Genomic DNA, 23,623 nt, shown 5'->3' with positions numbered 1-23,623 from the left:
GCAGCCACCCCGGCGCGCGATGCATGGAGGCAGGCAGATGGCAGTGGATTACTCGATTCGCGACGGCGTGGCCGTCATCACGCTCAACAATCCGCCCGTCAACGGGCTCGGCCTGTCGACGCGCCAGGGCGTCTTGGAGGCGCTCGATCGCGCCGTGCAGGATCCGTCGGTCACGGCGATCGTCCTGACCGGCGCGGGCCGCGCGTTCTCGGGCGGCGCCGACATCACCGAATTCAATACCCCGAAGGCACTGCAGGAGCCGACGCTGCACACCGTGATCCGCGCGGTGGAGGCGAGCGCGAAGCCGGTCGTCGCGGCGCTGCACAGCGTCGTGATGGGCGGCGGCCTGGAGCTCGCGCTCGGCGCGCACTATCGTGTCGCGGCGCCCGGTGCGCAGGTCGCGCTGCCTGAAGTGAAGCTCGGCCTGCTGCCGGGCGCCGGCGGCACGCAGCGGCTGCCGCGTGCGGTGGGGCTCGAAACCGCGCTGAACATGATCGTGTCGGGCGCGCCGGTGCCGTCGGAGCAGCTCGCGACGAGCGGGCTGTTCGACGAAATGGCCGACGGCGACCTGCTCGACGCGGCCGTCGTATTCGCGCGCAAGGTCGGCGCGCAGAAGGGGCCGCATCCGCGCGTGCGCGATCGCAAGATCGTCCACGAGAACGCCGCGGGCTTCATCCAGTTCGCGCGCAATTCGGCGCGCGCCGCCGCGCCGAATTTCCCCGCGCCGCACAAGTGCATCGACGCGATCGAGGCCGGCGTGCTGAACGGCTTCGACAAGGGCAGCGTCGCCGAGCGCGACGGCTTCGTCGCGCTGATGATGACGCCGGAAAGCCGCGCGCTGCGCCATGCGTTCTTCGGCGAGCGCGCGGCGAGCAAGATTCCCGACGTGCCGGCCGATACGCCGGTGCGCGAGATTCGCCGCGTCGGCGTGATCGGCGCGGGCACGATGGGCGGCGGGATCGCGATGAACTTCATCAACGCGGGGCTGCCCGTCACGCTCCTCGAGACGAAGCAGGACGCACTCGACCGCGGGCTGGCCACGATTCGCAAGAACTACGACGCGCAGGTAAAGAAGGGCAAGCTCACGCAGCAGAAGCTCGACGCGCGCATGGCGCTGATCACGCCGACGCTGTCCTACGACGACCTGAAGGATGCCGACCTGATCGTCGAGGCCGTATTCGAGGAACTCGGCGTGAAGGAGCAGGTGTTCGGCCAGCTCGACGCGGTGGCGAAGCCGGGTGCGATTCTCGCGTCGAACACGTCGACGCTCGACGTCGACAAGATCGCCGCGTTCACGAAGCGTCCGCAGGACGTGGTCGGCATGCACTTCTTCAGTCCCGCGAACGTGATGAAGCTGCTCGAGGTCGTGCGCGGCGCGCAGACCGCGAAGGACGTGCTCGCCACCGTGATGGCGGTCGCCAAGAAGATTCGCAAGACGGCGGTGGTGTCGGGCGTGTGCGACGGCTTCATCGGCAACCGGATGATCGAGCAGTACATCCGCCAGGCGCTCTTCATGCTCGAGGAAGGCGCGCTGCCCGCGCAGGTCGATCGTGCGATCGAGAAGTTCGGTTTCGCGATGGGCCCGTTCCGGATGAGCGACCTCGCCGGCAACGACATCGGCTGGGCGATCCGCAAGCGCCGCTATGTCGAGCAGCCCGATCTGCAGTACTCGAAGATCGCCGACCGCCTGTGCGAGCAGGGCCGCTTCGGCCAGAAGACGGGTGGCGGCTGGTACGACTACGTGCCGGGCGAGCGCAAGGCGAAGCCGTCGGCGCTCGTCGACGAGATGGTCGTCGCGTATTCGAAGGAGCGCGGCGTCGAGCGGCGCAAGATCGGCGACGACGAGATCGTCGAGCGGCTCGTGTTCGCGCTCGTCAATGAGGGTGCGAAGATTCTCGAGGAGAAGATCGCGTCGAAGGCGTCCGACATCGACATGGTCTATCTGACCGGGTATGGCTTCCCGCTGTGGCGTGGCGGCCCGATGCTGTACGCGGACATGGTCGGCCTCTACAACGTCGAACGGGCGATCCGCCGCTACGCGGCCGCACCGAACGGCGATGCGTGGCAGCTCGCGCCGTCGATCGTCGAGCTGGCGGCGGCCGGGCGCGGGTTCAACGGCTGACGGCCCGCGTAACGGCACGACCTGGCTCGCAAGGAGAAACGCAATGAAACGCACTGACGACGTGTTGCTCGTGATCGACGTGCAGTACGACTTCATGCCGGGCGGCGCACTCGCGGTGCCGGACGGCGACGCGGTCGTGCCGGTGATCAACGCACTCGCGCAACGCTTCGACCAGGTCGTGCTCACGCAGGACTGGCACCCGCGCGAACACGTGTCGTTCGCGGCGAACCATGCGGGGCGCGAGCCGTTCTCGACGCTCGCGCTGCCGTACGGCGAGCAGGTGCTGTGGCCCGTGCACTGCGTGCGGGACACCGAAGGCGCGGCGCTGCATCGCGACCTCGACATCCCGCATGCGAGGCTCGTGATCCGCAAGGGCGGCGACGCGCAGGTCGACAGCTATTCCGCGTTCGTCGAAGCCGACCGCACGACGCGCACGGGGCTCGCCGGCTATCTGCGCGAACTCGGCGCGAAGCGCGTGTGGTGTTGTGGCCTCGCGACCGACTATTGCGTCGCGTGGTCGGCGCTCGACGCGCGCGCGGCCGGTTTCGAAGCCGCAGTGATCAACGATGCGTGCCGCGCGATCGACCTGAACGGGTCGCTCGCGCACGCATGGCAACAGATGCAGGCGGCGGGCGTCGCACATGTGACGTCCGCGGGCGCGCGCCCGACGGCGTAGCGCATTCCCATCAGGACATGAAGCAGGACCGAAGGAGATTCGCATGACCGAAGCCGTAATCGTATCGACCGCACGCACGCCGCTCGCGAAATCGTGGCGCGGCGCATTCAACATGACGCACGGCGCGACGCTCGGCGGCCACGTGGTCGCCGCGGCACTCGAACGCGCGAAGCTGGACCCCGCGCGCATCGAGGACGTGATCATGGGCTGCGCGAACCCGGAAGGCGCGACCGGCGCCAACATCGCGCGGCAGATCGCGCTGCGCGCCGGCCTGCCGGTGAGCGTGCCGGGGATGACGGTGAATCGTTTCTGCTCGTCTGGACTGCAGACGATCGCGCTCGCCGCACAGCGGATCATCGCGGGCGAGGGCGACGTGTATGTCGCAGGCGGCGTCGAATCGATCTCGTGCGTGCAGAACGAGATGAACCACCACATGATCCAGGAGGGCTGGCTCGTCCAGCACAAGCCCGAGATTTACTGGAACATGCTGCAGACGGCGGAGAACGTCGCGAAGCGCTATGGCATCGCGAAGGAGCGGCAGGACGAGTACGGCGTGCAGTCGCAACTGCGGGCCGCGGCCGCGCAGGAAGCCGGGCGCTTCCGTGACGAGATCGTGCCGATCACCGTGCGCGCGGGCATCGCCGACAAGGCGACGGGCCGGCTGTTCACGCAGGACGTGACGGTGTCGGCCGACGAAGGCATCCGGCCCGACACGACGCTCGAAGGCGTGTCGAAGATCCGTTCGGCCGTGCCGGGCGGCGTGATCACCGCAGGCAACGCGAGCCAGTTCTCGGACGGCGCGTCGGCATGCGTGGTGATGAACGCGGATGTCGCGCAGCGCGAAGGGCTGCAGCCGCTCGGCGTGTTCCGCGGTTTCGCGGTGGCCGGTTGCGAGCCGGACGAGATGGGCATCGGCCCGGTATTCGCGGTGCCGAAGCTGCTGAAGCAGGCAGGCCTGAAAGTCGACGACATCGGCCTGTGGGAGCTGAACGAAGCGTTCGCGGTGCAGGTGCTGTACTGCCGCGACACGCTCGGAATTCCTGACGACCGCCTGAACGTGAACGGCGGCGCGATCGCGGTCGGCCATCCGTACGGCGTATCGGGGGCGCGCCTGACGGGCCATGCGCTGATCGAAGGCAAGCGGCGCGGCGTGAAATACGTGGTCGTCACGATGTGCATCGGCGGCGGGCAAGGGGCGGCCGGCCTGTTCGAAATCATCTGATTTTTTTGGCTGTGCGGCGGTTGCGGCTTCCTTCGACGGAAGTCGCGACCGCGCGACGAATCGGCACCATTGCATACGATTCGTAAGGGTCGGGAGATAAACGGCGCGGATTCGATGTTGCCGTTTCCCCTTACTTGTCAAACGAATTGCCGCATCTATACTTGCTCTGACATTTGCCTTTCGGCGGGATGGGCCAGCGCGTGCGTCGCACCACCGCACGCGGCGCGTTTCCGGTAGCCGGCGAAGACGATGCATCGTGCGTTTCCGGCGCCGTGGACGTTCGAACCACGCAGCAGACCGAACGGGGAATAAATTGAGCACGATCTATGCAGCCGGGGAACCGCCGCGCGTCGTCAGCGCGGCCGCGAGGCTCTACGCAAAATGCCTGCTGGTCGGATTCGCATTGCTGCCGGCCTATCTGATTGGCTATCTGTGGTTCTTCAGCGACCCGCACGTCGTGTTCGAGAGCCACGCATTCCATGAAATCGCGATCGCGGCCGCAACCCTCGAGGGCGCGTTCGTCACGTACGTAACGTGGGTGTGCTACCGGTCGTCCGGCGAGCCGCTGCTGCGCTGGCTGACACTCGGCTTTCTCGGTTTCGCGATGATCTACGCGCTGCACGGTCTTTTCACCGGGATGGCGCACCACAATATCTGGCTGTTCCTGCTGTACGGACCCGCGTCTCGTCTCGTGATGTCGATCCTGTTGCTGACGGGCCTGCTGTCGTATTCGGATCCGCCCGATCGCGCGGAGAAGCGTACGCGTGCGCGAACCTGGCTGCCGTGGATCGCGTTTTTCATGACCATCAACGTGGCGGTTGCGTACATTGCGTATTCGCCGATCGCCGGCGCGCTGGGCACGCGGATGTCGATGGAAGGCGGCGCGCTGGTGTTTTCGCTGCTGAATGTCGGCGTGCTGCTTGCACGGCGCATCCGTTCGCCGCTGATGGTGATCTACGGCATGTCGATCATGGCGTTCGCGCTGTCGTCGCTCGCGTTCATGCTCGGCAAGCCGTGGAACCACATGTGGTGGCTCGCGCATGCGATCTTCGCGGGTGGATTCTTCCTGCTCAGCTACGGCGTCGTCCAGGCGCTGCAGACGACCCGCTCGTTCTCGGCGATCTACAGCCAGGAGGACCTGATGAGCCGGCTGTCGGAATCGATGGCGCGCACCGAGAGTGCGCTGCAGGAGTTGCGGCGCACGAACCAGAAGCTCGAGTACATGGCCGCGACCGATCCGATGACGGGGGCGTCGAATCGCCGTCAGTTCATCGCGCAGATCGAGCGCGAGATCGTCCGCGCGGAGCGCGACGGCACGCCGTTCTGCCTGCTCGCGCTCGATCTCGACAACTTCAAGCACATCAACGACGCGTACGGGCACCAGATCGGCGACGAGGTGCTGCGCGGCGTCGTGCGCCAGTGTCTCGAGGCGATTCGTCCGGCGGGCGCGCTTGCGCGGGTCGGCGGCGAGGAGTTCATGGCGCTGTTGCCCGAGATGCCGCTCGAAGGCGCGCGCATGACGGCCGAGCGCGTGCGTTCGTCGATCGCGAGTTCGCCGTTCGGGCTGGATTTCAAGCGCGTGCAGGTGACGGTCAGCGTCGGCGTCGCGCAGTACGGCGTCGACGGCAGCACGGTCGATGCGCTGCTGCGCGCGGTCGATGAACGGCTGTACCAGGCCAAGCGCGACGGGCGCAATCGCGTGGTCGCGCACTGACGAACGACCGCCGCGCATCCGGCGACGCGGCGCGTGCAAATGCAGCACGATGGGGCGATGTGACGGACACCGCGGTTCGCGGACAACCTGGACGAGGCCCCGCACGTGAATCCGCGTGCGGGGCTTTCGTTTGACTGGCAGGTCATCTATCGCGACGCAACGGCCGCCGCTTTCTCGGGCTGCGCATCCCGCATCCGCTGCGACGCCTGCCACCAGTACTTGCCCGAGCGCAGTTGCGGATCGCGGATCACGAGATACGTCGTGCTCCATAGCTGCGCCGCATTGGCCTCGGTCGCATCCGCGCTGCGCGTGCCGAATGCATCGGTCTGGTACTGGCCGTTGACGTATGACCAGGTCCACATCTCCGACGTGCGCATGTCGCGTCCGTTCGAGATCACTTGCCAGATCGTCTGCCGTGCCTGCGTCAGCAGCGTGCGCGTCGTGTCCGACAGGTCCTGGCGCGCGAGCTGCCGATCGAGCCCGGCGACCCACATCGCCTGCTGCCACGACCAGATCACCGTGCCGTGATACGCGGAACTCGTGAACTTCGGCCACAGCGCCTGGCTCGCATAGGCGGGGTTCGCGATCAGCATCCCGACGTCGGTGACGAGCCGCTGGAGTTCGTCGTCCGGCGGCGTGCCGAACAGCAGCGCGAAGCCGCCTTTGAATTCCGGTCACGAACTGCAATGCCCGCGGTTCACTCGTCGAAGCCGACAAATTTGGTAGGCTTGGAGGCTTCCTCCGCTTTCGATTTCGGTCCTTCGCGGAGCCGGGCGTTTCATCGGCGATCGTCGGCGGTCGAGATCGCCTTTGCATTATTTTGGAGAAAGCGCGGTGCTACACGTACCCGACGATTCAGTGCTCGTATTGGTTGATTTTCAGCCCCGACTGATGCCGGCGATCCACGACGGGACGCTTGTCGTGGCACAGGCCGTTCGGCTCGGCCGAATTGCGCGGATCTTCGAGGTGCCGGTCATCGGTACCGAGCAGAGTCCGCTCCGGCTTGGCGAGAACGTGTCGGACCTCAAGGAGTTGTGCTCGGAGACCGTGGCCAAGGACCATTTCGACGCGTGCGCGGATGGTCTGGCCGATGCGCTTCCGGCCGAGCGCAGCAATGTCATCGTTGCCGGTTGCGAGGCACACGTCTGCGTGTTGCAAACGGCCTTCGGCTTGTTGCGTAGCGGCCGTAAAGTCACGGTGGTCCGCGATGCCGTGGGCTCTCGCAAGACGGTGGATCGCGATGCGGCGATCGACAGGCTCCGGGCGAAGGGCGTGGAGATTGCGACCGTCGAGATGATCGGGTTCGAATGGCTGGGCTCCAGCCGGCATCCGCGTTTTCGCGACGTGCTGCAACTGATCAAGTGAATCACGGCGTCCGGGTGCGGCCCGGAACGCCACGTCGGCAACCGGGCAGGCGAGCCTCTGGTTACTGTTCGTTGGCGCAGGCTAGTCTGGCGGGCCGGCACTCGCGAGCGGGGGCCTGGCATCGGCGAGAGAGGCGGAGAAAAAGCGGGCATCGCTGCCGCAGGTGTGAAATGATGCCCGTTTGGACATCCGCGTTCCCGTGGCCGGCCGCGCTTGCCGGCGCGCGTGAATGGCGGAGCAGTGGAACATCCATGACCGGCGAGGGTTTCGGCCGGAATGGCGAATCAACACGAACAGGAGCAACGGAAGTGATCAGACATATCGTCATGTGGAAGCTGAAGGAATCGGCCGAAGGCGGCACGCGCGCGCAGAACGCGCTGAAGCTGAAGGAAAAGCTCGAAGGCTGCCGCGACCTCGTGCCGGGTATTCTGCAACTCGACGTCGGCGTGGCGACGCCGGGCCTCGACGCGACGTCGGACGTCGTGCTCGTGTCCGATTTCACGGACCAGGCCGCGCTCGATGCGTATCAGGTGCACCCGGTTCACCAGGAAGTGAAGAAATTCGTCGTTGCGGTGGCCGAATCGCGCCAGTGCGTCGACTATCTGTCCGAAAGCGCGGCACGATGAGCGACGCGGCGTCCCCGACGGACGGCCCGTCGATTGAAAGTCCGTTCGTCGATCTGCTCGGCGTGCGGCTCGTGTCCGCGAAGGATGGGGCGAGCGAAATCGTGCTGCCGCTCGACGAGCGGCACATGAACACGTGGAGCATCGCGCACGGCGGCGTGACGATGACGCTGTCGGACATCGCGCTCGCGATGGCCGCGCGCAGCCTGACCGACGACGGCGTCGGTGTCGTCACGGTCGAGATGAAGGTGAACTTCATGCAGCCGGGGCGCGGCGAACTGCGCGCGTATGGCCGCGTGATGCATCGTTCGACGACGATGGCGTACTGCGAAGGCGAAGTGCGTGACAGCGACGGCAACTTCGTCGCGAAGGCGCTCGGCACGTTCAAGTACATGCGGCGGCTCGCGGTGGGCCGCGACATCAAGCGGCAACGCACGCGCACGGCACCGGATGCCCAGCCCGGCCCGAGCGACGCGTAAGCGCCGGAACGCGCGGCCCTGCCTGATCACAGGCAGGGCCGTTTCGTTTTGAGGCTCGGATGCGCAGCGGGACGACGATACGCGCGAATGAGGCCAGGGAGGCTGCAATGAACACGGTCAACCGCCAGATCCTGCTCGGGTCGCGCCCGCAAGGCGTCGCGAGCGCCGACAACTTCCGGCTCGTCGAAACCCCGCTCGCCCCGCTGGCGGACGGCGAACTGCGGGTGCGCAACCACTTCCTGTCGCTCGATCCGTACATGCGCGGACGCATGAACGATGCGAAGTCGTACGCGGCGCCGCAGCCGTTGAACGAGGTGATGATCGGCGGCACGGCGGGCGAGGTGATCGAGTCCCGGCATCCGGATTTTGCGGTCGGCGAGCAGGTGGTCGGCCAGTTCGGCTGGCAGGAATACGGCACGTCGACCGGCAGCGGGCTGCGCAAGGTCGACACGTCGCGGGTGCCGCTGTCCGCATGGCTCGGCGTGGCCGGCATGCCGGGGGTGACCGCGTGGGTCGGGCTGAACCGGATCATCGCGCCGAAGGCCGGCGAAACCGTCGTGGTCAGTGCGGCGAGCGGCGCGGTCGGCAGCGTCGTCGGCCAGCTCGCGAAACGTGCCGGACGTCGCGCGGTCGGGATTGCCGGCGGCCCCGACAAGTGCCGCTACGTAGTCGACACGCTCGGCTTCGACGCGTGCGTCGACTACAAGGCCGGCCGGCTGACCGACGACCTGGCTGCCGCGACGCCGGACGGCGTCGACGGCTGCTTCGAGAACGTCGGCGGCGCGGTGCTCGACGCGACGATGGCGCGCATGAACGCGTTCGGCCGGATTGCCGTGTGCGGGATGATCGCCGGCTACGACGGCGTGCCCGTACCGCTCGCGAATCCGGGCCTGATCCTGCGCTCGCGGCTGACGATGCGGGGCTTCATCGTGTTCGAGCATCCCGACGCGTGGTCGCCCGCGCTGGCTGAACTCGGCGAACTCGTTGCGACGAAGCAACTGCATTACCGCGAGACGATCGCGTACGGGCTCGAGCGGGCGCCGGAGGCGTTCGTCGGGCTCCTGAAAGGGCGCAATTTCGGCAAGCAGCTCGTGCAGCTCGTCTGACCCGCGCATGGCATCATGTGACGCTTGTCCGCTCGCGGCGCCGCACGCGCCGTCCTCACCGATGCCGCTGAATCCGAAGATCGCCCAGGTGCTCGACATGGTCGAGCGCGCGAAACGTCCGTCCTATCACCACCAGACGCCGCAGCAGGCGCGCGCCGCGTACGAGAAGAGCGCGCCGATCCTCGACGTCGCGCCCGCGCCGATGCATTCGGTCGAGGCCTGCGTCGTGCCGACGCGCGACGGCCGCATGATCGGCGCGCGGCTGTACGTGCCGGTCGAACCGAGCCTCGCCGAGCCGCTGCCGGCGCTCGTCTATTACCATGGCGGCGGCTTCACGGTCGGCAGCGTCGACACGCACGACGCGCTGTGCCGGATGTTCGCGCGCGATGCACAGTGCGCGGTGCTGTCGGTCGACTACCGGCTCGCGCCCGAACACAAGTTTCCGACCGCGGTGAACGACGCCGACGACGCATTGCGCTGGCTGCATCGCGAGGCCGCCGCGTTCGGCATCGACGCGACGCGGCTCGCGGTCGGCGGCGACAGCGCGGGCGGCACGCTCGCGACCGTCTGCGCGGTGCTCGCGCGCGACGCGGGCATCGATCTTGCGCTGCAGATGCTGATCTATCCGGGCGTGACGGGCCACCAGGACACCGAATCGCACGCGCGCCTCGCGAACGGCTACCTGCTGACGCAGGACACGATCCAGTGGTTCTTCACGCAATACGTGCGCGATCGGTCCGATCGCGACGACTGGCGTTTCGCGCCGCTCGACGGCAGGCGCGATGCACCGTCGTTCGCCGGTGTCGCACCGGCATGGATCGCGACGGCCGAATACGATCCGCTGAGCGACGAGGGCGCCGCGTATGCGGACAAGCTGCGTGCGGCCGGCAACACGGTCACGCTCGCCTGCTATCCGGGGATGATCCACGAGTTCTTCAAGATGGGCGGCTATGTGCCCGAGGTGCGGGCCGCGCATGCCGACGCGGTGGCGGCGCTCAGGGCCGCATTCGACGACGTTTGACGATGGCGGCGCCCGACGCCGCGCGGAGGAAGCGATGACCGACGGCTGGGTGGAAACGGGCGACTGGACGGTGCTGGGCGGCGATGCCGCGCGCATTCGCGATGCGGTGTTCGTGCGCGAGCAGCGGATTCCGCCGGAATGGGAGCTCGACGACGAGGATCCGTTGTCGCTGCACGCGGTGGCCTACCGGGTCGACGCGGCGACCGGCACACGCCGCGCGGTCGCGACGGGGCGGCTGTTGCGCTCCGGTACGATCGGTCGCGTCGCGGTGCTGGCCGACGCGCGCGGGCAGGGCGCCGGATCGGCCGTGCTGCACGCGCTGCTGGATGCGGCGCGGCACCGCGGCGAGCCGGTCGTGCGGCTCTACGCGCTGGATGCCGCGGTGTCGTTCTATGTGCGGCACGGCTTCACGACGATCGGCGATCCGTTCGTCGAAGTGGGCGTGCCGCACGTCGAGATGGCGCGCGCGCCCTAGCGCCGCACGCGCAGGTTCAGCGCGGCTGCGTCGCGTCGATGTCGAACGTGAACGTGCGCTCGAACGTGCCCGGGCGAACGGTGCGGTGCGAGCCGTCGTCGTCGCAGCGTTCCTTGATGTCGACCGTCAGCCGCACGCCTTCCTTCATCGTCACGCGCAGCGCGGTCGTGCCGCGCGTACCGTATTCCGGCGTCTCGATGAACGCAGCCGACAGCGCACGCTCGCGCTCGATCGGAATGCCGGTGTGCGGCAGCGCGTCGTCGTCCGCGACATGCGGATCGCGCATCAGCTCGATCAGTTCGTCAAGCGACGGGGTCGGGTTGTCGGTCAGCAGCGTGCCGAGCTCCGCGCGCTTGCGCACGACTTTCGGCCAAGGCGTATCGAGCCGCGCGTTCGACAGCGCATGCACGCCGGCGACGATCGCGACCGGCGCGGCGACACTGGTTTCGCCTTCGGCCGCGCGGTTGCAGAACCATGCGAGCTCGCGCCGCTTCCAGTCGCCGACCAGCAGGTTGAAGCCGTTGTACACGGCCGCATGCTCGGCCAGTTCGCCGAGGTAATCGAGCGGCGCGACGGACGGGCCGCGGAGGAAATCGGACACGAGCTTGCCGCGGGTCGGCGCGCCCGCGCGAATGTCGAACGGCGCGCGGTAATTGGTCAGCGCCGCGAAGCGGCCGTCGCGCGACACGCCGAGCCACGTGCCGCCCGCTTCGAGATCGCGGCCGGCCAGCACGCCCGGCACGTCCTCCCACCACGAAAGCGGCGCACTCGTACGGCGAAAGAATTCGTCGCGGTTGGCGGTCAGGGTAAAGACAGGACCGGCGGCGGCATCAGGCTGCCAGTCGAAGGCAATCAGACACATCGGGCGAATCTCTCGCAGGAAACATCGCGCGCCGGCCGCCATCTGCGGGCCGGCGTGCGAACAGGTTGTCAGTGCGTCACGCTTCGGTCGGCCACGCGTACGGCAGCGCGTCGAACGCGAGCGCCGGACCGTCGGCCGAACCGAGGTGCACCGTGCCGTTGTCGAGCGCGGCCAGCTTGATCTCGACGAGCGCGTCGACGCCGCCCGCGGGCGCGGCCGCCGCGTTGACGATCATGCCACACGGCTGACCCGGGTCGTCGCTGTGGAATAGCTCGACGCCGGCATGCACGGTGTCGGTCTCGCCGGCGACGTGCGCGAGCGCGGTGCGGCGCTTGATCGTGCCGCGGTACTGGCTGCGCGCGACGACTTCCTGGCCCGGGTAGCACCCCTTCCTGAAGTTAACGGCGCCGATCACGTCGAAGTTGACCATCTGCGGCACGAACTGTTCGACGGCCGGCTGCGTGATGCGCGGCTCGCCCGCGCGCACGTCGAGCCAGTCCCAGACGGCCGGCGACACGACCGGCAGCGTGCCGGCGAGCGCGGCGAGACGCGCGTCGACTTCCGCGCGCGGCCCGATCCACAGGTAGCGCTTGCGGCCGGCCGCGTCCGGCACGCGGATCAGCGCGCCGGACGGGCCGTCGACCTTCACGTGCACGCCGTCCGGCAGCGCATCGAAGATCCCCGACAGCGCGTCGCGCACGTCGCCCGCGAAGCCGACCACCGCGAGCGTGTCGCTCGCGTCCGTCAGCTTCGCCTTCGCGCGCAGCACGAACATCGACAACCGTTTCTGCACGGCGGCCTGGACATCCTTCGAGACCAGCAGGCGCACGCCGTGACCGGCGCGCCAGGCGAGGAACGACGCGAGCAGGCGGCCCTTCGCCGAGCAGTAGCCGGACAGGCGCGCACTCGCGGCGTCGAGATGTTCGATGTCGTTGGTGAGCTGGCTGTGCAGGAACGTCGCGGCGTCGTCGCCGGCCACGTCGATCACGCCGAACTGCGCAAGCGGCATGCAGGCGCCCGGCGCGTCGAAATCGGCGGCGGACGCGCGGGGGAAAACGGGGAGCGAGACGGATGCGGCCTGGGCGGCCGGTGAAGCGAACGGTGTGCTCATGGAATGAGGGAACAGTCAACCCTGACTTTGACGAAGGCGAGCAAGTATTATATGGGTCTTACCTGAGTCACGTTTCCATGTCCCTACTGAAGAAATGCGCCGCGACGGTCGTGGCGCTGGCCGTCGTTGTGGCCGCTGCCGGCGCGGGCGGCGGGTATTACTGGGCAACCCGGCCGCTGCTGCTGGGCGCTGCGTCGCTCGACGTCACGATCAAGCCGCGCAGCAGCGTGAAGAGCGTCGCGCTGCAGCTCAAGCGCGGCGGCGTGCCGATCGAGCCGTTCGGTTTCGTCGCGATGACGCGCCTGCTCGGGCTGTCGAGCCGGCTCAAGTCCGGCAACTACGAATTCAAGACCGGCGTCACGCCGTACGACGTGCTGCAGAAGATCGCCCGCGGCGACGTGAACGAGTACGTCGCCACCGTGATCGAAGGCTGGACCTTCAAACGGATGCGCGCGGAACTCGACGGCAATCCCGACCTCGCGCATGCAACGGCCGGCATGAGCGACGCCGAGCTGCTGCGCGCGATCGGCGCGTCGGACAGCGCGATCCAGCGCGGCAGCGGCGAGGGGCTGTTCTTCCCGGATACCTACCTGTTCGACAAGGGCACGAGCGACCTGAACATCTACCGGCGCGCGTACCACCTGATGCAGACGCGTCTCGACGAAGCGTGGGCCGCACGCGCGCCGGGGCTGCCGTACAAATCGCCTTACGAAGCGCTGACGATTGCGTCGATCGTCGAAAAGGAAACGGGCCATGCGGCCGACCGCGCGTTCGTCGCTGCGGTATTCGCGAACCGGCTGCGCATCGGGATGCCGCTGCAGACCGATCCGTCGGTGATCTACGGCCTCGGCGACGCGTACGACGGCCGCCTGCGCAAGCGCGACCTGCAGGCCGACACTCCTTACAATACCTATACGCGCCGTGGGCTGCCGCCGACGCCGATCGCCCTGCCGGGCGTCGCCTCGCTGCAGGCGGCGATCAATCCGGCCCCGACGAGCGCGCTCTATTTCGTCGCGAAGGGCGACGGCACGAGCGTATTCTCGGACACGCTCGGCGATCATAACAAGGCCGTGGACAAGTACATACGAGGTCAATAATGGCGAGCGGTAAATTCATCACGTTCGAAGGCATCGACGGGGCGGGGAAGACCACCCACCTGCAATGGTTCTGCGAACGCCTTCAGGGTAAGCTGGCCGCGGCCGGCCGGCAGGTCGTCGTCACCCGCGAGCCGGGCGGTACGCAGCTCGGCGAGAAGCTGCGCGAGATCCTGCTGAACCAGCCGATGGATCTCGAGACCGAAGCGCTGCTGATGTTCGCCGCGCGCCGCGAGCACCTCGCGCTCGTGATCGAGCCCGCGCTCGCACGCGGCGACTGGGTCGTGTCCGATCGCTTCACCGACGCGACGTTCGCGTACCAGGGCGGCGGTCGCGGGCTGCCGCGCGACAAGCTCGAGACGCTCGAGCGGTGGGTGCAGGGCGGGTTCCAGCCCGACCTGACGGTGCTGTTCGACGTCGCGCCGCAGGTGGCGAGCGAGCGTCGCGGCGCCGCGCGCATGCCCGACAAGTTCGAAAGCGAGTCGGACGCGTTTTTCTCGCGCACCCGCGGCGAATATCTGCGGCGCGCGGAAGAGGCGCCGCACCGCTTCGCGATCGTCGACGCGACGCAGTCGATTCCCGAGATCCGTCAGCAGCTCGAACGCGTGCTCGCCGCGCTGTAACACGAAGGAAAGCACCAATGATCTACCCGTGGCAGACCGACGACTGGAATCGCTTGCAGCAACTGCGCCCGCAATGGCCGCATGCGCTGCTGCTGCATGGCCAGGCCGGGATCGGCAAGCTGCAGTTCGCGCAGCATCTCGCGCAGGGCTTCCTGTGCGAAGCGCCGCAGTCGAACGGCGAGCCGTGCGGCACTTGCGCGGCCTGCACGTGGTTCGCGCAGGGCAACCATCCGGACTACCGGATCGTGCTGCCCGAGGCGCTCGCGGGCGAAGCGCCGGGCGCGGCCGACGACGCGAAGCCGGCCGACGCGGACGACGGCGGCAAGAAGACGCGCGCGCCGAGCAAGGAGATCAAGATCGAGCAGGTGCGTGCGTTGCTCGACTTCTGCGGGGTCGGTTCGCACCGCGGCGGCGCGCGCGTCGTCGTGCTGTATCCGGCCGAGGCGCTGAACGTCGCCGCGTCGAACGCGCTGCTGAAGACGCTGGAGGAGCCGCCGTCCGGCGTCGTGTTCCTGCTGGTGTCGGCACGCATCGACCGGCTGCTGCCGACCATCATCAGCCGCTGCCGGCAGTGGCCGATGACCGTGCCCGCGCCCGACGCGGCCGCGGCGTGGCTTGCGACGCAGGGTGTCGACGATGCGCGCGCGCTGCTCGCCGAAGCCGGCGGCGCGCCGCTTGCCGCGCTGGCGCTCGCGAGCGACGAGAACCGTCCGCTGCGCGATTTCACGCTTGGCCAGCTCGCGGCCGGCGCGGCGTGCGATCCGTTCGCCTGCGGCGAGACGCTGCAGAAACTGCCGGTGCCGCTGGTGCTCGGCTGGCTGCAGCGCTGGCTGTACGATCTGCTCGCGCAGCGGATGGCGGGCGCGCCGCGCTACTTCCCGATGCAGGCGGGCGCGCTCGCGCGCTGCGCGCAAGCCGTCGACGCGAATGCGTTCGCGCGCTTCATGAAAGCCGTGACACGCCAGCGGACCGTCGAGAACCATCCGCTCAATGCCCGGCTCGTGTTCGAGGAACTGTTTCTCGGTTATCGGGAAATGTTCGCGTGAGCGCGTATTGTTTCCTTCCGGCGGGGCAACGATTGCCGGCGAGCGCATAGCGCTCGTCTTACGAATTCAGGAAACACGATGTTCGTCGATTCTCACTGTCACATCAATTTCAAGGGTCTCGCCGACCGCCTGCCAGCCGTGCTGGAGAACATGCGCGAGCACGACGTCACGCACGCGCTGTGTGTATCGGTCGACTTCGAGACGCTGCCCGACGTGCTCGCGATCGCACAGGCGCACGACAACGTCTATGCGTCGGTCGGCGTGCATCCGGATCACGAGGACGCCCGGGAGCCGACGCTCGCGGAACTGGTCGAGCTGGCCGCGCACCCGAAGGTCGTCGCGATCGGCGAGACGGGCCTCGACTACTACCGCCTCGAAGGCCGCTCGATCGCCGACATGGAATGGCAGCGCGAGCGCTTTCGCACGCATATCCGTGCGGCGACCGCGACGATGAAGCCGCTGATCATCCATACGCGCTCATCGTCGGAGGACACGCTGCGGATCATGGCCGAGGAGCGCGCCGACGTGCCGGGCGGCGTGATGCACTGCTTCACGGAGCCGTGGCCGGTCGCCGAGCAGGCGCTCGCGCAGAACTTCCATATCTCGCTGTCGGGCATCGTCACGTTCAAGAACGCGACCGACGTGCAGGACGTCGCGCGGCGCGTGCCGCTCGACCGGCTGCTGATCGAGACCGACTCGCCGTACCTCGCGCCGGTGCCGTATCGCGGCAAGCCGAATGAACCTGCGTACGTCAGCCATGTCGGACGCTTTATCGCATCCGAGCGCGGGATCGCCGTCGAGGCGCTGGCCGATGCGACGACGCAGAACTTTTTCCGGCTGTTCAAGATCGCCCGCTAACGACGCGCGTCCAGCCGACAACCCAGGGAAGGAGCCCACAACAATGACGAAGCCGACCACATACCTGCCCAAGCGCGCACTCGTCGCCGCCGCGCTCGTCGCGAGCAGCCTCATTGCCGCTGCCGGCGCGCATGCCGAGTCGCTCGACGCGATCGTCAAGGCGGTCAAGTTCGACGACATCGACGACATCGGCAAGCAGTTGAAGAGCGGCAAGCTCGATCCGAACACGCTCGCGCCGAACGGCGACCCGCTGCTCGTGATCGCCGCACGCGAGAAATCCGACAAGGTCGCGGCGGCGCTCGCCACGACGCCGAACGTCGACCTCGAGAAGGAAGACAAGGCCGGCGAGAACGCGCTGATGCTCGCATCGCTGAACGGCGACGTCGGGCTCGTCAAGTTGCTGATCGACAAGGGCGCTGAAGTCAGCAAGAAGGGCTGGGCGCCGCTGCACTACGCGGCCACCAACGGCCAGGACGCGGTCGTCAAGGTCTTGCTCGACCATGACGCCTATATCGACACGGCGTCGCCGAACGGCACGACGCCGCTGATGATGGCCGCCCGCGGCAACCATGCGACGACGGTCAACCTGCTGCTCGATCAGGGCGCCGATCCGCAGGTGAAGAACCAGCTCGGCATCACCGCACTCGAGTTCGCGAAGCACTACAAGGCGCCGGACGCGATCGATATCCTGAGCAAGCGGACGGTGCGCGTCGGCGCATCGGCGCCGGCAGATGCTCAAAAGAGTGCAAAATGACGGTTTTCGGCGCGGTGGCGGAGCGCGCCCGGCCGGCCGGAAGCCGGCCGGCAGCGGGCGTCCGGCCCGCCGCGCCGGTCAGCGCAGTGAGCGGCCTCGCGTCGCATTGACATAAGGAACACCATGTTGCGGGCTATGTTTTGTGCCGCGGCGTTTGCCGTGCCGTTGTCGGCGGCGGCTTTCACGGGCGCGGATCTCGACCGGCTGTGCGCGAAGACTGACGTCAAGTCGCGGGCGTCGTGCGCGGCCTACATCGAAGGCGCCGCCGATGGCGTCTACAACACCATCGACGCGATCGGCGGCACGACCGGGCCGCGCGTCGGGCAGTATTTCTGCCTGCCGCCCGACATCCGGGCGCAGCAGATGACCGATGCGGTGCGCAAGTACATCGCGGAGAACCCGAAGCTGGCCGACTACAACGCGAGCACCGCGGTGTCGCTCGGTCTCGGCAAGGCGTTTCCCTGCAGAAGCGGCAACTGATCTGACGCCGGGTTCGGGCGCATGCGCCGCCCGGACGTCGCCGACGCATCCAGGACGAGGCCGCTGCGCCTCATAACAGAAGCATCCCGGGCGCCGATGATTTCAATCGAGGAACTGCAGCGCATCGCCGATGCGCCGTTGCATTCGTGGCTCGGCACGCTGTGCGTGTCGGCTATCGTCGTACTCGTCGTCGTGATCGTGCATCGTCTCGGTGCACGCATCGTCAAACGGATCGCGCAGCCGTATCCGCTGATGAGCGTGATCCTGCGCTGCATCGACAAACCGTCGCTCGTCACGCTCGGGCTGCTTGCGCTGGAATTCCTGTGGGTCCAGGCGGACGACGGCATGTCGTTCGTACGCGGAATGCGTACCGCGGCCGCGGTCGGCTCCATCGTGTCGCTGACCTGGCTGCTGGTGCGGCTCGCGGCCGGGGTCGGCGATGCGATCATCCAGGCCCATCCGATGGATGCGGCCGACAACCTCCACGCGCGGCGCGTCCACACGCAGGCCAAGGTGCTCGTGCGTACCGTGATGGTACTCATCGTGATCATCGGCACGGGCGCCGCGCTGATGACGTTCCCGAACGTGCGCCAGATCGGCGCGAGCCTGCTGGCGTCAGCCGGCGTCGCGGGGCTGGTTGCCGGTATCGCCGCGCGCCCGGTGCTCGGCAACCTGATCGCGGGGCTGCAGATCGCGCTCACGCAGCCGATCCGGCTCGACGACGTCGTCGTGATCCAGGGCGAGTGGGGCCGCATCGAGGAAATCACCGGCTCGTTCGTGTCGGTGCGGCTGTGGGACCAGCGCCGGCTGGTCGTTCCGTTGCAGTGGATCATCGAAAACCCGTTCACGAACTGGACGCGCAGCAGCTCGGAGATCATCGGCACGGTCTACCTGTCGGTCGACTACCGCACGCCGCTTGCGCCGCTGCGCGAGGAGCTCGCGCGGCTCGTCCATGCGGCGCCCGAGTGGGACGGCCGCGTGCAGGTGCTGCAGGTGACCGACGCGACCGAGCGCGCGATGCAGTTGCGCGCGCTCGTGAGCGCGGTCGATTCGTCGGCGTGCTGGGACCTGCGCTGCCGCGTGCGCGAGGGCTTGATCGCGTATCTGCAGGCGCGTTTTCCGCAATGCCTGCCGCGCAGCCGGATGGAGTTGTATCCGCACGAATCGGCGCCGGGCGAGCCGAATCCCGAGCGGCCGCATGCGCGGCCGCCCGCCGCCAGCACGGCGGCCAACACCGCGGCCGATCCGAAGGCCACCGAAGGCCGCTGAACGCGCGCCCCTGGTCGCGATAGCCGCCGACATTCCTTCCATGACCGCGCTGAAGACACTCGCCGTTGCCAACTACCGCTCGCTGCGCGAGCTGATCGTGCCGCTCGCGGCGCTTACCGTCGTCACGGGGCCGAACGGCAGCGGCAAGTCGAGCGTGTACCGCGCGCTGCGGCTGCTGGCCGACACCGCGCAGGGGCGTGTGATTCCGTCGCTCGCGCGCGAAGGCGGGCTGCCGTCGACGCTGTGGGCCGGCCCCGAGCGCTTTTCTCGCTCGATGCTGAGCGGCGACACGCCGGTGACCGGCACGGTGCGCAGCGGCCCCGTGAGTCTCAAGCTCGGTTTCGCGGGCGACGATTTCGGCTATGCGATCGATCTCGGCTTGCCGACCCCGAGCCGGTCGCAGTTCGCACTCGATCCCGTCGTGAAGCGCGAATGCATCTGGGGCGGCGCGCTGCTGCGCCCGTCGACGCTGCTGGTCGACCGGCAGGGCGCGCAGATCCGCACCCGCACCGGTGCGGGCGACTGGCACACGGTACCGCAGCCGGTCGCGAGTTTCGACAGCATGATGACCGAGTTCGCCGATCCGGTCGGCGCGCCGGAGATGATCGCGGTGCGCGAGCGGATCCGCTCGTGGCGTTTCTACGATCACTTCCGGACCGACGCGCAGGCGCCGGCCCGGCAGTCGCACATCGGCACCCATACGCCGGTGCTCGCGGACGACGGCGCCGACTTGGCGGCCGCACTGCAGACGATCCGCGAGATCGGCGACGCCGCCGCGCTCGATGCGGCGATCGACGACGCATTCCCCGGGGCGTCGATCGACATCGACAATCCGGGCGGCCGCGGCCGCTTCGACGTGCTGATGCGCCAGCCGGGGCTGCTGCGGCCGCTGTCGGCCGCCGAGCTGTCGGACGGTACGCTGCGCTACCTGCTGCTCGCGGCCGCGCTGCTGACGCCGCGACCGCCCGCGCTGATGGTGCTGAACGAACCGGAGACGAGCCTGCACCCCGATCTGCTGCCGGCGCTTGGCCGGCTGATCGCGCAGGCCGCGCAGCGTTCGCAGGTGCTGGTCGTATCGCATGCGGCGCGGCTCATCGCGACGCTCGAACGCGAGGCCGGCTGCGAGTCGCTGGTGCTCGACAAGCAACTCGGCGCGACCGTGCTCGTCGATGCGGACACGCGCGACCTGCCGCCGTGGAAGTGGCCGTCGCGCTGACGGGCAGGGCGGCGGGCGTGCGGCCTGCCGGTAGAGACACGCCGTCGGTCGCCCGCTGCGCCGGTCAAGCTGCACCGAAGCGGTGCGGGCGGGCCCGAGACGAATGTATCCTGTCTGTAACAACCCCCATAAAATGAAAGAGCCGCGCTTCCGGGCATCGGGATCGCGAATAATAATGAGATAACCTGCCGGCGCGCTGCCCGCAGCCGGAAGTGGACGAGCCCCCTGCCGGCCGAACGAGGACACAGGAGACGTGGACCATGAGAATTGCTCAGATCGCCCCGCTGACCGAATCCGTACCGCCAAAGCTGTACGGCGGCACGGAGCGCGTCGTGTCCTACATTACCGAGGCGCTCGTCGACCTCGGCCATGACGTGACGCTGTTCGCCAGCGGCGATTCGACGACCCAGGCGAAGCTCGAACCGGTGTGGCCGCGCGCGCTGCGGCTCGACTCGTCGATCCGCGACCGTGTCGCACCGCACATGCTGCTGATGGAGACGGTCGCGCGCCGCGCGAAGGACTTCGACGTGCTCCATTTCCACATGGACTACTACTCGTTTTCTGTCTTCAACCGACAGGAAACGCCATTCGTGACGACGCTGCACGGCCGGCTCGACCTGCCCGAACAGCAACCGGTGTTCGACACGTTCAACACCGCGCCGGTGATCTCGATCTCGAATTCGCAGCGCCAGCCGCTGCCGCAGGCGAAATGGCTGACGACCGTCTACCACGGGCTGCCCGATACGCTGTACCTGCCGCAGCCCGTCGAGCCGCGCTATCTCGCGTTTCTCGGCCGCATCTCGCCGGAGAAGCGGGTCGACACGGCGATTCGCATCGCGCGCCAGTGCGGGCTGCCGATCCGGATCGCCGCGAAGATCGACGCGGCCGACCAGGAATACTTCGAACGGGAGATCAAGCCGCTTTTCGCGCTGCCGCACGTCGAATACATCGGCGAGATCGCCGATCACCAGAAGGCCGAATTCCTGTCGGGCGCGCATGCGCTGCTGTTTCCGATCGATTGGCCGGAGCCGTTCGGGCTGGTGATGATCGAGGCGATGTCGTGCGGCACGCCGGTGATCGCGTTCAATCGCGGCGCGGTGCCGGAAGTGCTGGACGAGGGCGTGTCGGGCTTCATCGTCGAGGACGAGATCAGTGCGGTCGCAGCCGTGAACCGGCTGCACCTGCTGCCGCGCGCACGCGTGCGGCAGCGCTTCGAGGAGCGTTTCACGTCGCGGCGGATGGCGCAGCAGTACGTCGACGTGTACCAGTCGCTGATCCGCGCGCAGAAGCGCTCGCGCTTCAAGGTGATCGACTCGACGACCTGATGCCCTGATGCACCAGGTACGCGGATAAAAAAACGGCGATGTCCGCGAGGGCATCGCCGTTTGCATGTCGCCCGCGCGCGGCGCGCACGGGCGAGAACGCCGCAGCGTCAGATCTTCAGCTTCGTGACCTTCGTGCCGTTGATCGACACGTCGCCCATCAGGCCGGCGTTGGTCAGCACGATGACCTGGACCGGTGCGGTGGCCGTGGTCGTATCGACCGCACCGTTCGCGCCCATCTTCACGAGCGCGACCGAGGCGCCGGCGCCGGCGGCCCAGCCGTCCGAGCCGCGGAATTCGTCGAGCGCTTCCTGCGTCATGAACAGGAACACGATCGCCTTCGACTGCGCGCCGGCCTGCAGGCCGACCGACAGCGACGACGTGTTGTAGTAGCCGACCGTGCTGCCGCCGACGCGCAGTGCGCCGTTGCCGGTCTGGCCGCCGACGATGAAGCCGGCCTGGATCACGTCCGGGAAGACCAGCACGCCGCGCGATTTCGCGACGAGTTCACGCGAACCCTTGACCGTGGAATACAGGCGCGACAGCGTGGCATCGACACTCGCATCGATCGCCTGACGCTTCGACGCGTTGGTCGCCGCGTTGTCGGGCTTGTCAGGGGTGGTGGTGCAGCCGGTGAGCGCAAGGCTGCCGACGATCAGCGCAGCGGCGGCTTTCAGCACAAGATTCCGTTTTTGCATCGTTCTTCTCCAGCGGATGATGTTCGGAGTGAGTCTCGCTCAGGAGCGGGTCACGTCGGCAGTTATATCACAGCGGATTACAACCCCATTTCGTCGGCGCGTGAAAAAGCGTCAAATCATCTGGAGGATGTCGCGGCGTGCCAACGGACGAATCGGCGCGCGCACACCGACGCGTCGCGCGGCCGACGGTGGGCAGGAAAAACGGGAACCAGGCGCGGCGGCGCGCGTCAGTGCGTGACGGGCGGTGCCGGCGGGGGGGGCGGCTTGATCGGCGGGCGCCGCAATGCGCGGCGGATCAGCGCGATCACGACACCGCACGCGAACAGGAACGCGGCCGGCACGACCCAGTAGCCGACGAACGCGTGCCACAGGTAACCGGCGAGCGTATTGCGGCGCACCACGTATTCGTCGCGGGCTGCCTGTTGGCGAGCCGCGTTGGCGGCCAGCACGTCGGCGGGGCAGCCGGCCGCGCGTGCCGCGTCAGGATCCCCGTGGCACTTCGCGGCGGCGCCCGCGGCCTGCTGCGCGTCGGTGAGCTGCCAAGTGGTCAGCGCGAGCTGCAGGTCGGCCTTGTTGTACGCCATTTCCTCGCGGATCTCGCGCACGGCGACGATCGCGACGGGCACGGCCCAGAACACGATCACGATCAGCCAGCGGCGGAACCAGCGGTGTTGTCTCCATGCCATCCATGCCTCCGTTTGACGCGGCGTGCGCGTCCGTCTCGAGGGCGGCCCGATGGCGCTTCTTGTACTTGGATGGGCCGCGTTGCAGCCATCATAGAAGAAATCGCGGCGAATTGCCGCACCATGTGGCGGCATTCGCACGGCGCGCCCGGAAAGCGGGGTGGGAGGACGGCGGCATGTATCGGGGCGGCGGTGTGGAACCGGCCGTCCGGCGGTTCGGTGGCGTATCCGGCGTCATCGCCTGCGTCGATGCGCGTGCAACGAAAACAAAAATGCCGCGCCCGCCAAAGCGGTGCGCGGCATTCGTGCGGGAGCGCGGGAACTCAGGCGGCCGGCTGGTTGCTCAGGCAGCTCTTCATGAATGCCTTGCGGTCGTCGCCCTTCTTGTCGGCGGCCTGGGTGTTGCAGGCCTTCATCTTTTCCTGCTGCGTCATCTTCTTCGCGGGCTTGGCCGACAGGCAGTCCTTCATGAACGCCTTGCGTTCGTCGCCCGTCTTGCCGGCGGCCTGGGTGTTACAGGCCTTCATCTTGTCCTGCTGGCTGTTCGCCGCGAAAGCGGGGGACGCCAGCATGCCGCCGAGAAGCACTGCGGCTACGAGCGATTGGATTTTCATTTCGACACTCCCATGGGGTGAATTGCGTTTTATATCGACGCCGTCACGAAGCCCGGCGCAACGGCAACAGGGCCGCATCGCGCCGCGCGCTCCGATTATGGCAAATCAATGTGAAAACACCAGAACGGCCTTTCTATAACGCGGCGGGCCGCGCAGCCGTTGACGGTGCGTGCGCGCGCCGGTGCTCGGG

Annotated in this window: 24 protein-coding genes and 1 pseudogene; 19 read left to right on the top strand and 6 right to left on the bottom strand. The window is 67.9% G+C overall.

What is annotated here, in order from left to right; genetic code table 11:
• The first annotated feature begins 37 nt into the window (after positions 1 to 37).
• The 4 genes from AC1Z3W_RS28885 to AC1Z3W_RS28870 all read left to right on the top strand — a co-directional run bounded on the left by AC1Z3W_RS28885 (position 38) and on the right by AC1Z3W_RS28870 (position 5,734).
• Positions 38 to 2,122: a 3-hydroxyacyl-CoA dehydrogenase NAD-binding domain-containing protein gene (locus tag AC1Z3W_RS28885; RefSeq protein ID WP_057925325.1), complete on the top strand. Its 2,085-nt coding sequence runs from the start codon at positions 38 to 40 to the stop codon at positions 2,120 to 2,122.
• Positions 2,123 to 2,165: 43 nt separating this feature from the next.
• On the top strand, positions 2,166 to 2,798 hold the full coding sequence (gene pncA, locus AC1Z3W_RS28880; protein WP_057925324.1) for a bifunctional nicotinamidase/pyrazinamidase: 633 nt from the start codon (positions 2,166 to 2,168) through the stop codon (positions 2,796 to 2,798).
• A 43-nt stretch (positions 2,799 to 2,841) separates the two neighbouring features.
• Positions 2,842 to 4,020 (top strand): acetyl-CoA C-acyltransferase, encoded by a 1,179-nt coding sequence (locus tag AC1Z3W_RS28875; RefSeq protein WP_057925323.1) that lies wholly within the window; start codon positions 2,842 to 2,844, stop codon positions 4,018 to 4,020.
• A 313-nt stretch (positions 4,021 to 4,333) separates the two neighbouring features.
• A complete protein-coding gene (locus tag AC1Z3W_RS28870) occupies positions 4,334 to 5,734 on the top strand; it encodes a sensor domain-containing diguanylate cyclase (protein WP_057925322.1) in 1,401 nt (466 codons plus the stop codon).
• 146 nt (positions 5,735 to 5,880) lie between these two features.
• Here the strand turns inward: AC1Z3W_RS28870 and AC1Z3W_RS28865 are convergent.
• Positions 5,881 to 6,396: pseudogene (locus tag AC1Z3W_RS28865) on the bottom strand (hypothetical protein); the annotation flags it as partial.
• A gap of 172 nt (positions 6,397 to 6,568) precedes the next feature.
• Between AC1Z3W_RS28865 and AC1Z3W_RS28860 the strand changes: the two are divergent.
• From AC1Z3W_RS28860 to AC1Z3W_RS28835, 6 genes are all read left to right on the top strand, one after another.
• Entirely contained in the window at positions 6,569 to 7,099 is a 531-nt protein-coding gene (locus AC1Z3W_RS28860) for an isochorismatase family protein (RefSeq protein WP_057925320.1), read from the top strand.
• Between the two features lie 308 nt (positions 7,100 to 7,407).
• Positions 7,408 to 7,725, top strand: a complete 318-nt coding sequence (locus AC1Z3W_RS28855; RefSeq protein WP_057925319.1) for a Dabb family protein — start codon at positions 7,408 to 7,410, stop codon at positions 7,723 to 7,725.
• Positions 7,722 to 8,201: a PaaI family thioesterase gene (locus tag AC1Z3W_RS28850; protein WP_006753420.1), complete on the top strand. Its 480-nt coding sequence runs from the start codon at positions 7,722 to 7,724 to the stop codon at positions 8,199 to 8,201. Before AC1Z3W_RS28855 ends, AC1Z3W_RS28850 begins: the two co-directional genes overlap by 4 nt.
• A gap of 107 nt (positions 8,202 to 8,308) precedes the next feature.
• Complete coding sequence (locus AC1Z3W_RS28845; protein WP_483509005.1) at positions 8,309 to 9,307, top strand: NADP-dependent oxidoreductase; 999 nt, start codon at positions 8,309 to 8,311, stop codon at positions 9,305 to 9,307.
• A 61-nt stretch (positions 9,308 to 9,368) separates the two neighbouring features.
• Positions 9,369 to 10,328, top strand: coding sequence for an alpha/beta hydrolase (locus AC1Z3W_RS28840; protein ID WP_124833173.1), 960 nt, complete (start codon positions 9,369 to 9,371; stop codon positions 10,326 to 10,328).
• Between the two features lie 34 nt (positions 10,329 to 10,362).
• The gene (locus AC1Z3W_RS28835; protein WP_057925315.1) at positions 10,363 to 10,803 is read left to right on the top strand and encodes a GNAT family N-acetyltransferase; all 441 of its coding nucleotides are present in this window, start codon (positions 10,363 to 10,365) and stop codon (positions 10,801 to 10,803) included.
• Positions 10,804 to 10,819: 16 nt separating this feature from the next.
• Here the strand turns inward: AC1Z3W_RS28835 and AC1Z3W_RS28830 are convergent, their stop codons facing one another.
• Both AC1Z3W_RS28830 and ygfZ read right to left on the bottom strand, forming a co-directional pair.
• Positions 10,820 to 11,665, bottom strand: coding sequence for an NRDE family protein (locus AC1Z3W_RS28830; RefSeq protein WP_124833174.1), 846 nt, complete (start codon positions 11,663 to 11,665; stop codon positions 10,820 to 10,822).
• 76 nt (positions 11,666 to 11,741) lie between these two features.
• Complete coding sequence (gene ygfZ, locus AC1Z3W_RS28825; protein WP_124833175.1) at positions 11,742 to 12,776, bottom strand: CAF17-like 4Fe-4S cluster assembly/insertion protein YgfZ; 1,035 nt, start codon at positions 12,774 to 12,776, stop codon at positions 11,742 to 11,744.
• Positions 12,777 to 12,853: 77 nt separating this feature from the next.
• On the opposite strand from ygfZ, the gene mltG reads away from it, so the two are divergent.
• The 9 genes from mltG (at position 12,854) to AC1Z3W_RS28780 (ending at position 21,441) form a co-directional block, all read left to right on the top strand.
• On the top strand, positions 12,854 to 13,873 hold the full coding sequence (mltG, locus tag AC1Z3W_RS28820; RefSeq protein ID WP_057925312.1) for an endolytic transglycosylase MltG: 1,020 nt from the start codon (positions 12,854 to 12,856) through the stop codon (positions 13,871 to 13,873).
• Positions 13,873 to 14,493 carry a dTMP kinase gene (gene tmk, locus AC1Z3W_RS28815; protein WP_057925311.1) on the top strand — a complete coding sequence of 207 codons (621 nt, stop codon included), beginning with the start codon at positions 13,873 to 13,875 and terminating at the stop codon, positions 14,491 to 14,493. The genes mltG and tmk overlap by 1 nt, the downstream gene beginning before the upstream one ends.
• A 17-nt stretch (positions 14,494 to 14,510) precedes the next feature.
• Positions 14,511 to 15,539: a DNA polymerase III subunit delta' gene (locus AC1Z3W_RS28810; protein ID WP_057925310.1), complete on the top strand. Its 1,029-nt coding sequence runs from the start codon at positions 14,511 to 14,513 to the stop codon at positions 15,537 to 15,539.
• Between the two features lie 78 nt (positions 15,540 to 15,617).
• The gene (locus AC1Z3W_RS28805; protein WP_014896836.1) at positions 15,618 to 16,397 is read left to right on the top strand and encodes a TatD family hydrolase; all 780 of its coding nucleotides are present in this window, start codon (positions 15,618 to 15,620) and stop codon (positions 16,395 to 16,397) included.
• Between the two features lie 43 nt (positions 16,398 to 16,440).
• A complete protein-coding gene (locus tag AC1Z3W_RS28800) occupies positions 16,441 to 17,151 on the top strand; it encodes an ankyrin repeat domain-containing protein (RefSeq protein WP_124833177.1) in 711 nt (236 codons plus the stop codon).
• 123 nt (positions 17,152 to 17,274) lie between these two features.
• Positions 17,275 to 17,631 carry a Rap1a/Tai family immunity protein gene (locus AC1Z3W_RS28795; protein WP_006485939.1) on the top strand — a complete coding sequence of 119 codons (357 nt, stop codon included), beginning with the start codon at positions 17,275 to 17,277 and terminating at the stop codon, positions 17,629 to 17,631.
• Positions 17,632 to 17,727: 96 nt separating this feature from the next.
• Positions 17,728 to 18,900 (top strand): mechanosensitive ion channel family protein, encoded by a 1,173-nt coding sequence (locus AC1Z3W_RS28790; RefSeq protein WP_124833179.1) that lies wholly within the window; start codon positions 17,728 to 17,730, stop codon positions 18,898 to 18,900.
• A 40-nt stretch (positions 18,901 to 18,940) separates the two neighbouring features.
• Positions 18,941 to 20,116 (top strand): AAA family ATPase, encoded by a 1,176-nt coding sequence (locus AC1Z3W_RS28785; protein ID WP_124833180.1) that lies wholly within the window; start codon positions 18,941 to 18,943, stop codon positions 20,114 to 20,116.
• Between the two features lie 260 nt (positions 20,117 to 20,376).
• Positions 20,377 to 21,441 carry a glycosyltransferase family 4 protein gene (locus AC1Z3W_RS28780; protein ID WP_057925306.1) on the top strand — a complete coding sequence of 355 codons (1,065 nt, stop codon included), beginning with the start codon at positions 20,377 to 20,379 and terminating at the stop codon, positions 21,439 to 21,441.
• Positions 21,442 to 21,548: 107 nt separating this feature from the next.
• Here the strand turns inward: AC1Z3W_RS28780 and AC1Z3W_RS28775 are convergent, their stop codons facing one another.
• The 3 genes from AC1Z3W_RS28775 to AC1Z3W_RS28765 form a co-directional block, all read right to left on the bottom strand.
• On the bottom strand, positions 21,549 to 22,136 hold the full coding sequence (locus AC1Z3W_RS28775; RefSeq protein ID WP_057925305.1) for a BPSL1445 family SYLF domain-containing lipoprotein: 588 nt from the start codon (positions 22,134 to 22,136) through the stop codon (positions 21,549 to 21,551).
• A 227-nt stretch (positions 22,137 to 22,363) separates the two neighbouring features.
• On the bottom strand, positions 22,364 to 22,822 hold the full coding sequence (locus AC1Z3W_RS28770; RefSeq protein WP_483509003.1) for a hypothetical protein: 459 nt from the start codon (positions 22,820 to 22,822) through the stop codon (positions 22,364 to 22,366).
• Positions 22,823 to 23,142: 320 nt separating this feature from the next.
• Positions 23,143 to 23,433 (bottom strand): PsiF family protein, encoded by a 291-nt coding sequence (locus AC1Z3W_RS28765; RefSeq protein WP_057925303.1) that lies wholly within the window; start codon positions 23,431 to 23,433, stop codon positions 23,143 to 23,145.
• Positions 23,434 to 23,623: the final 190 nt, after the last annotated feature.

The organism is Burkholderia sp. 10_S31 (assembly GCF_056930375.1).
The sequence above is the reverse complement of the archived record's forward strand: the minus strand, read 5'-3'. Positions and strand labels throughout refer to the sequence as shown.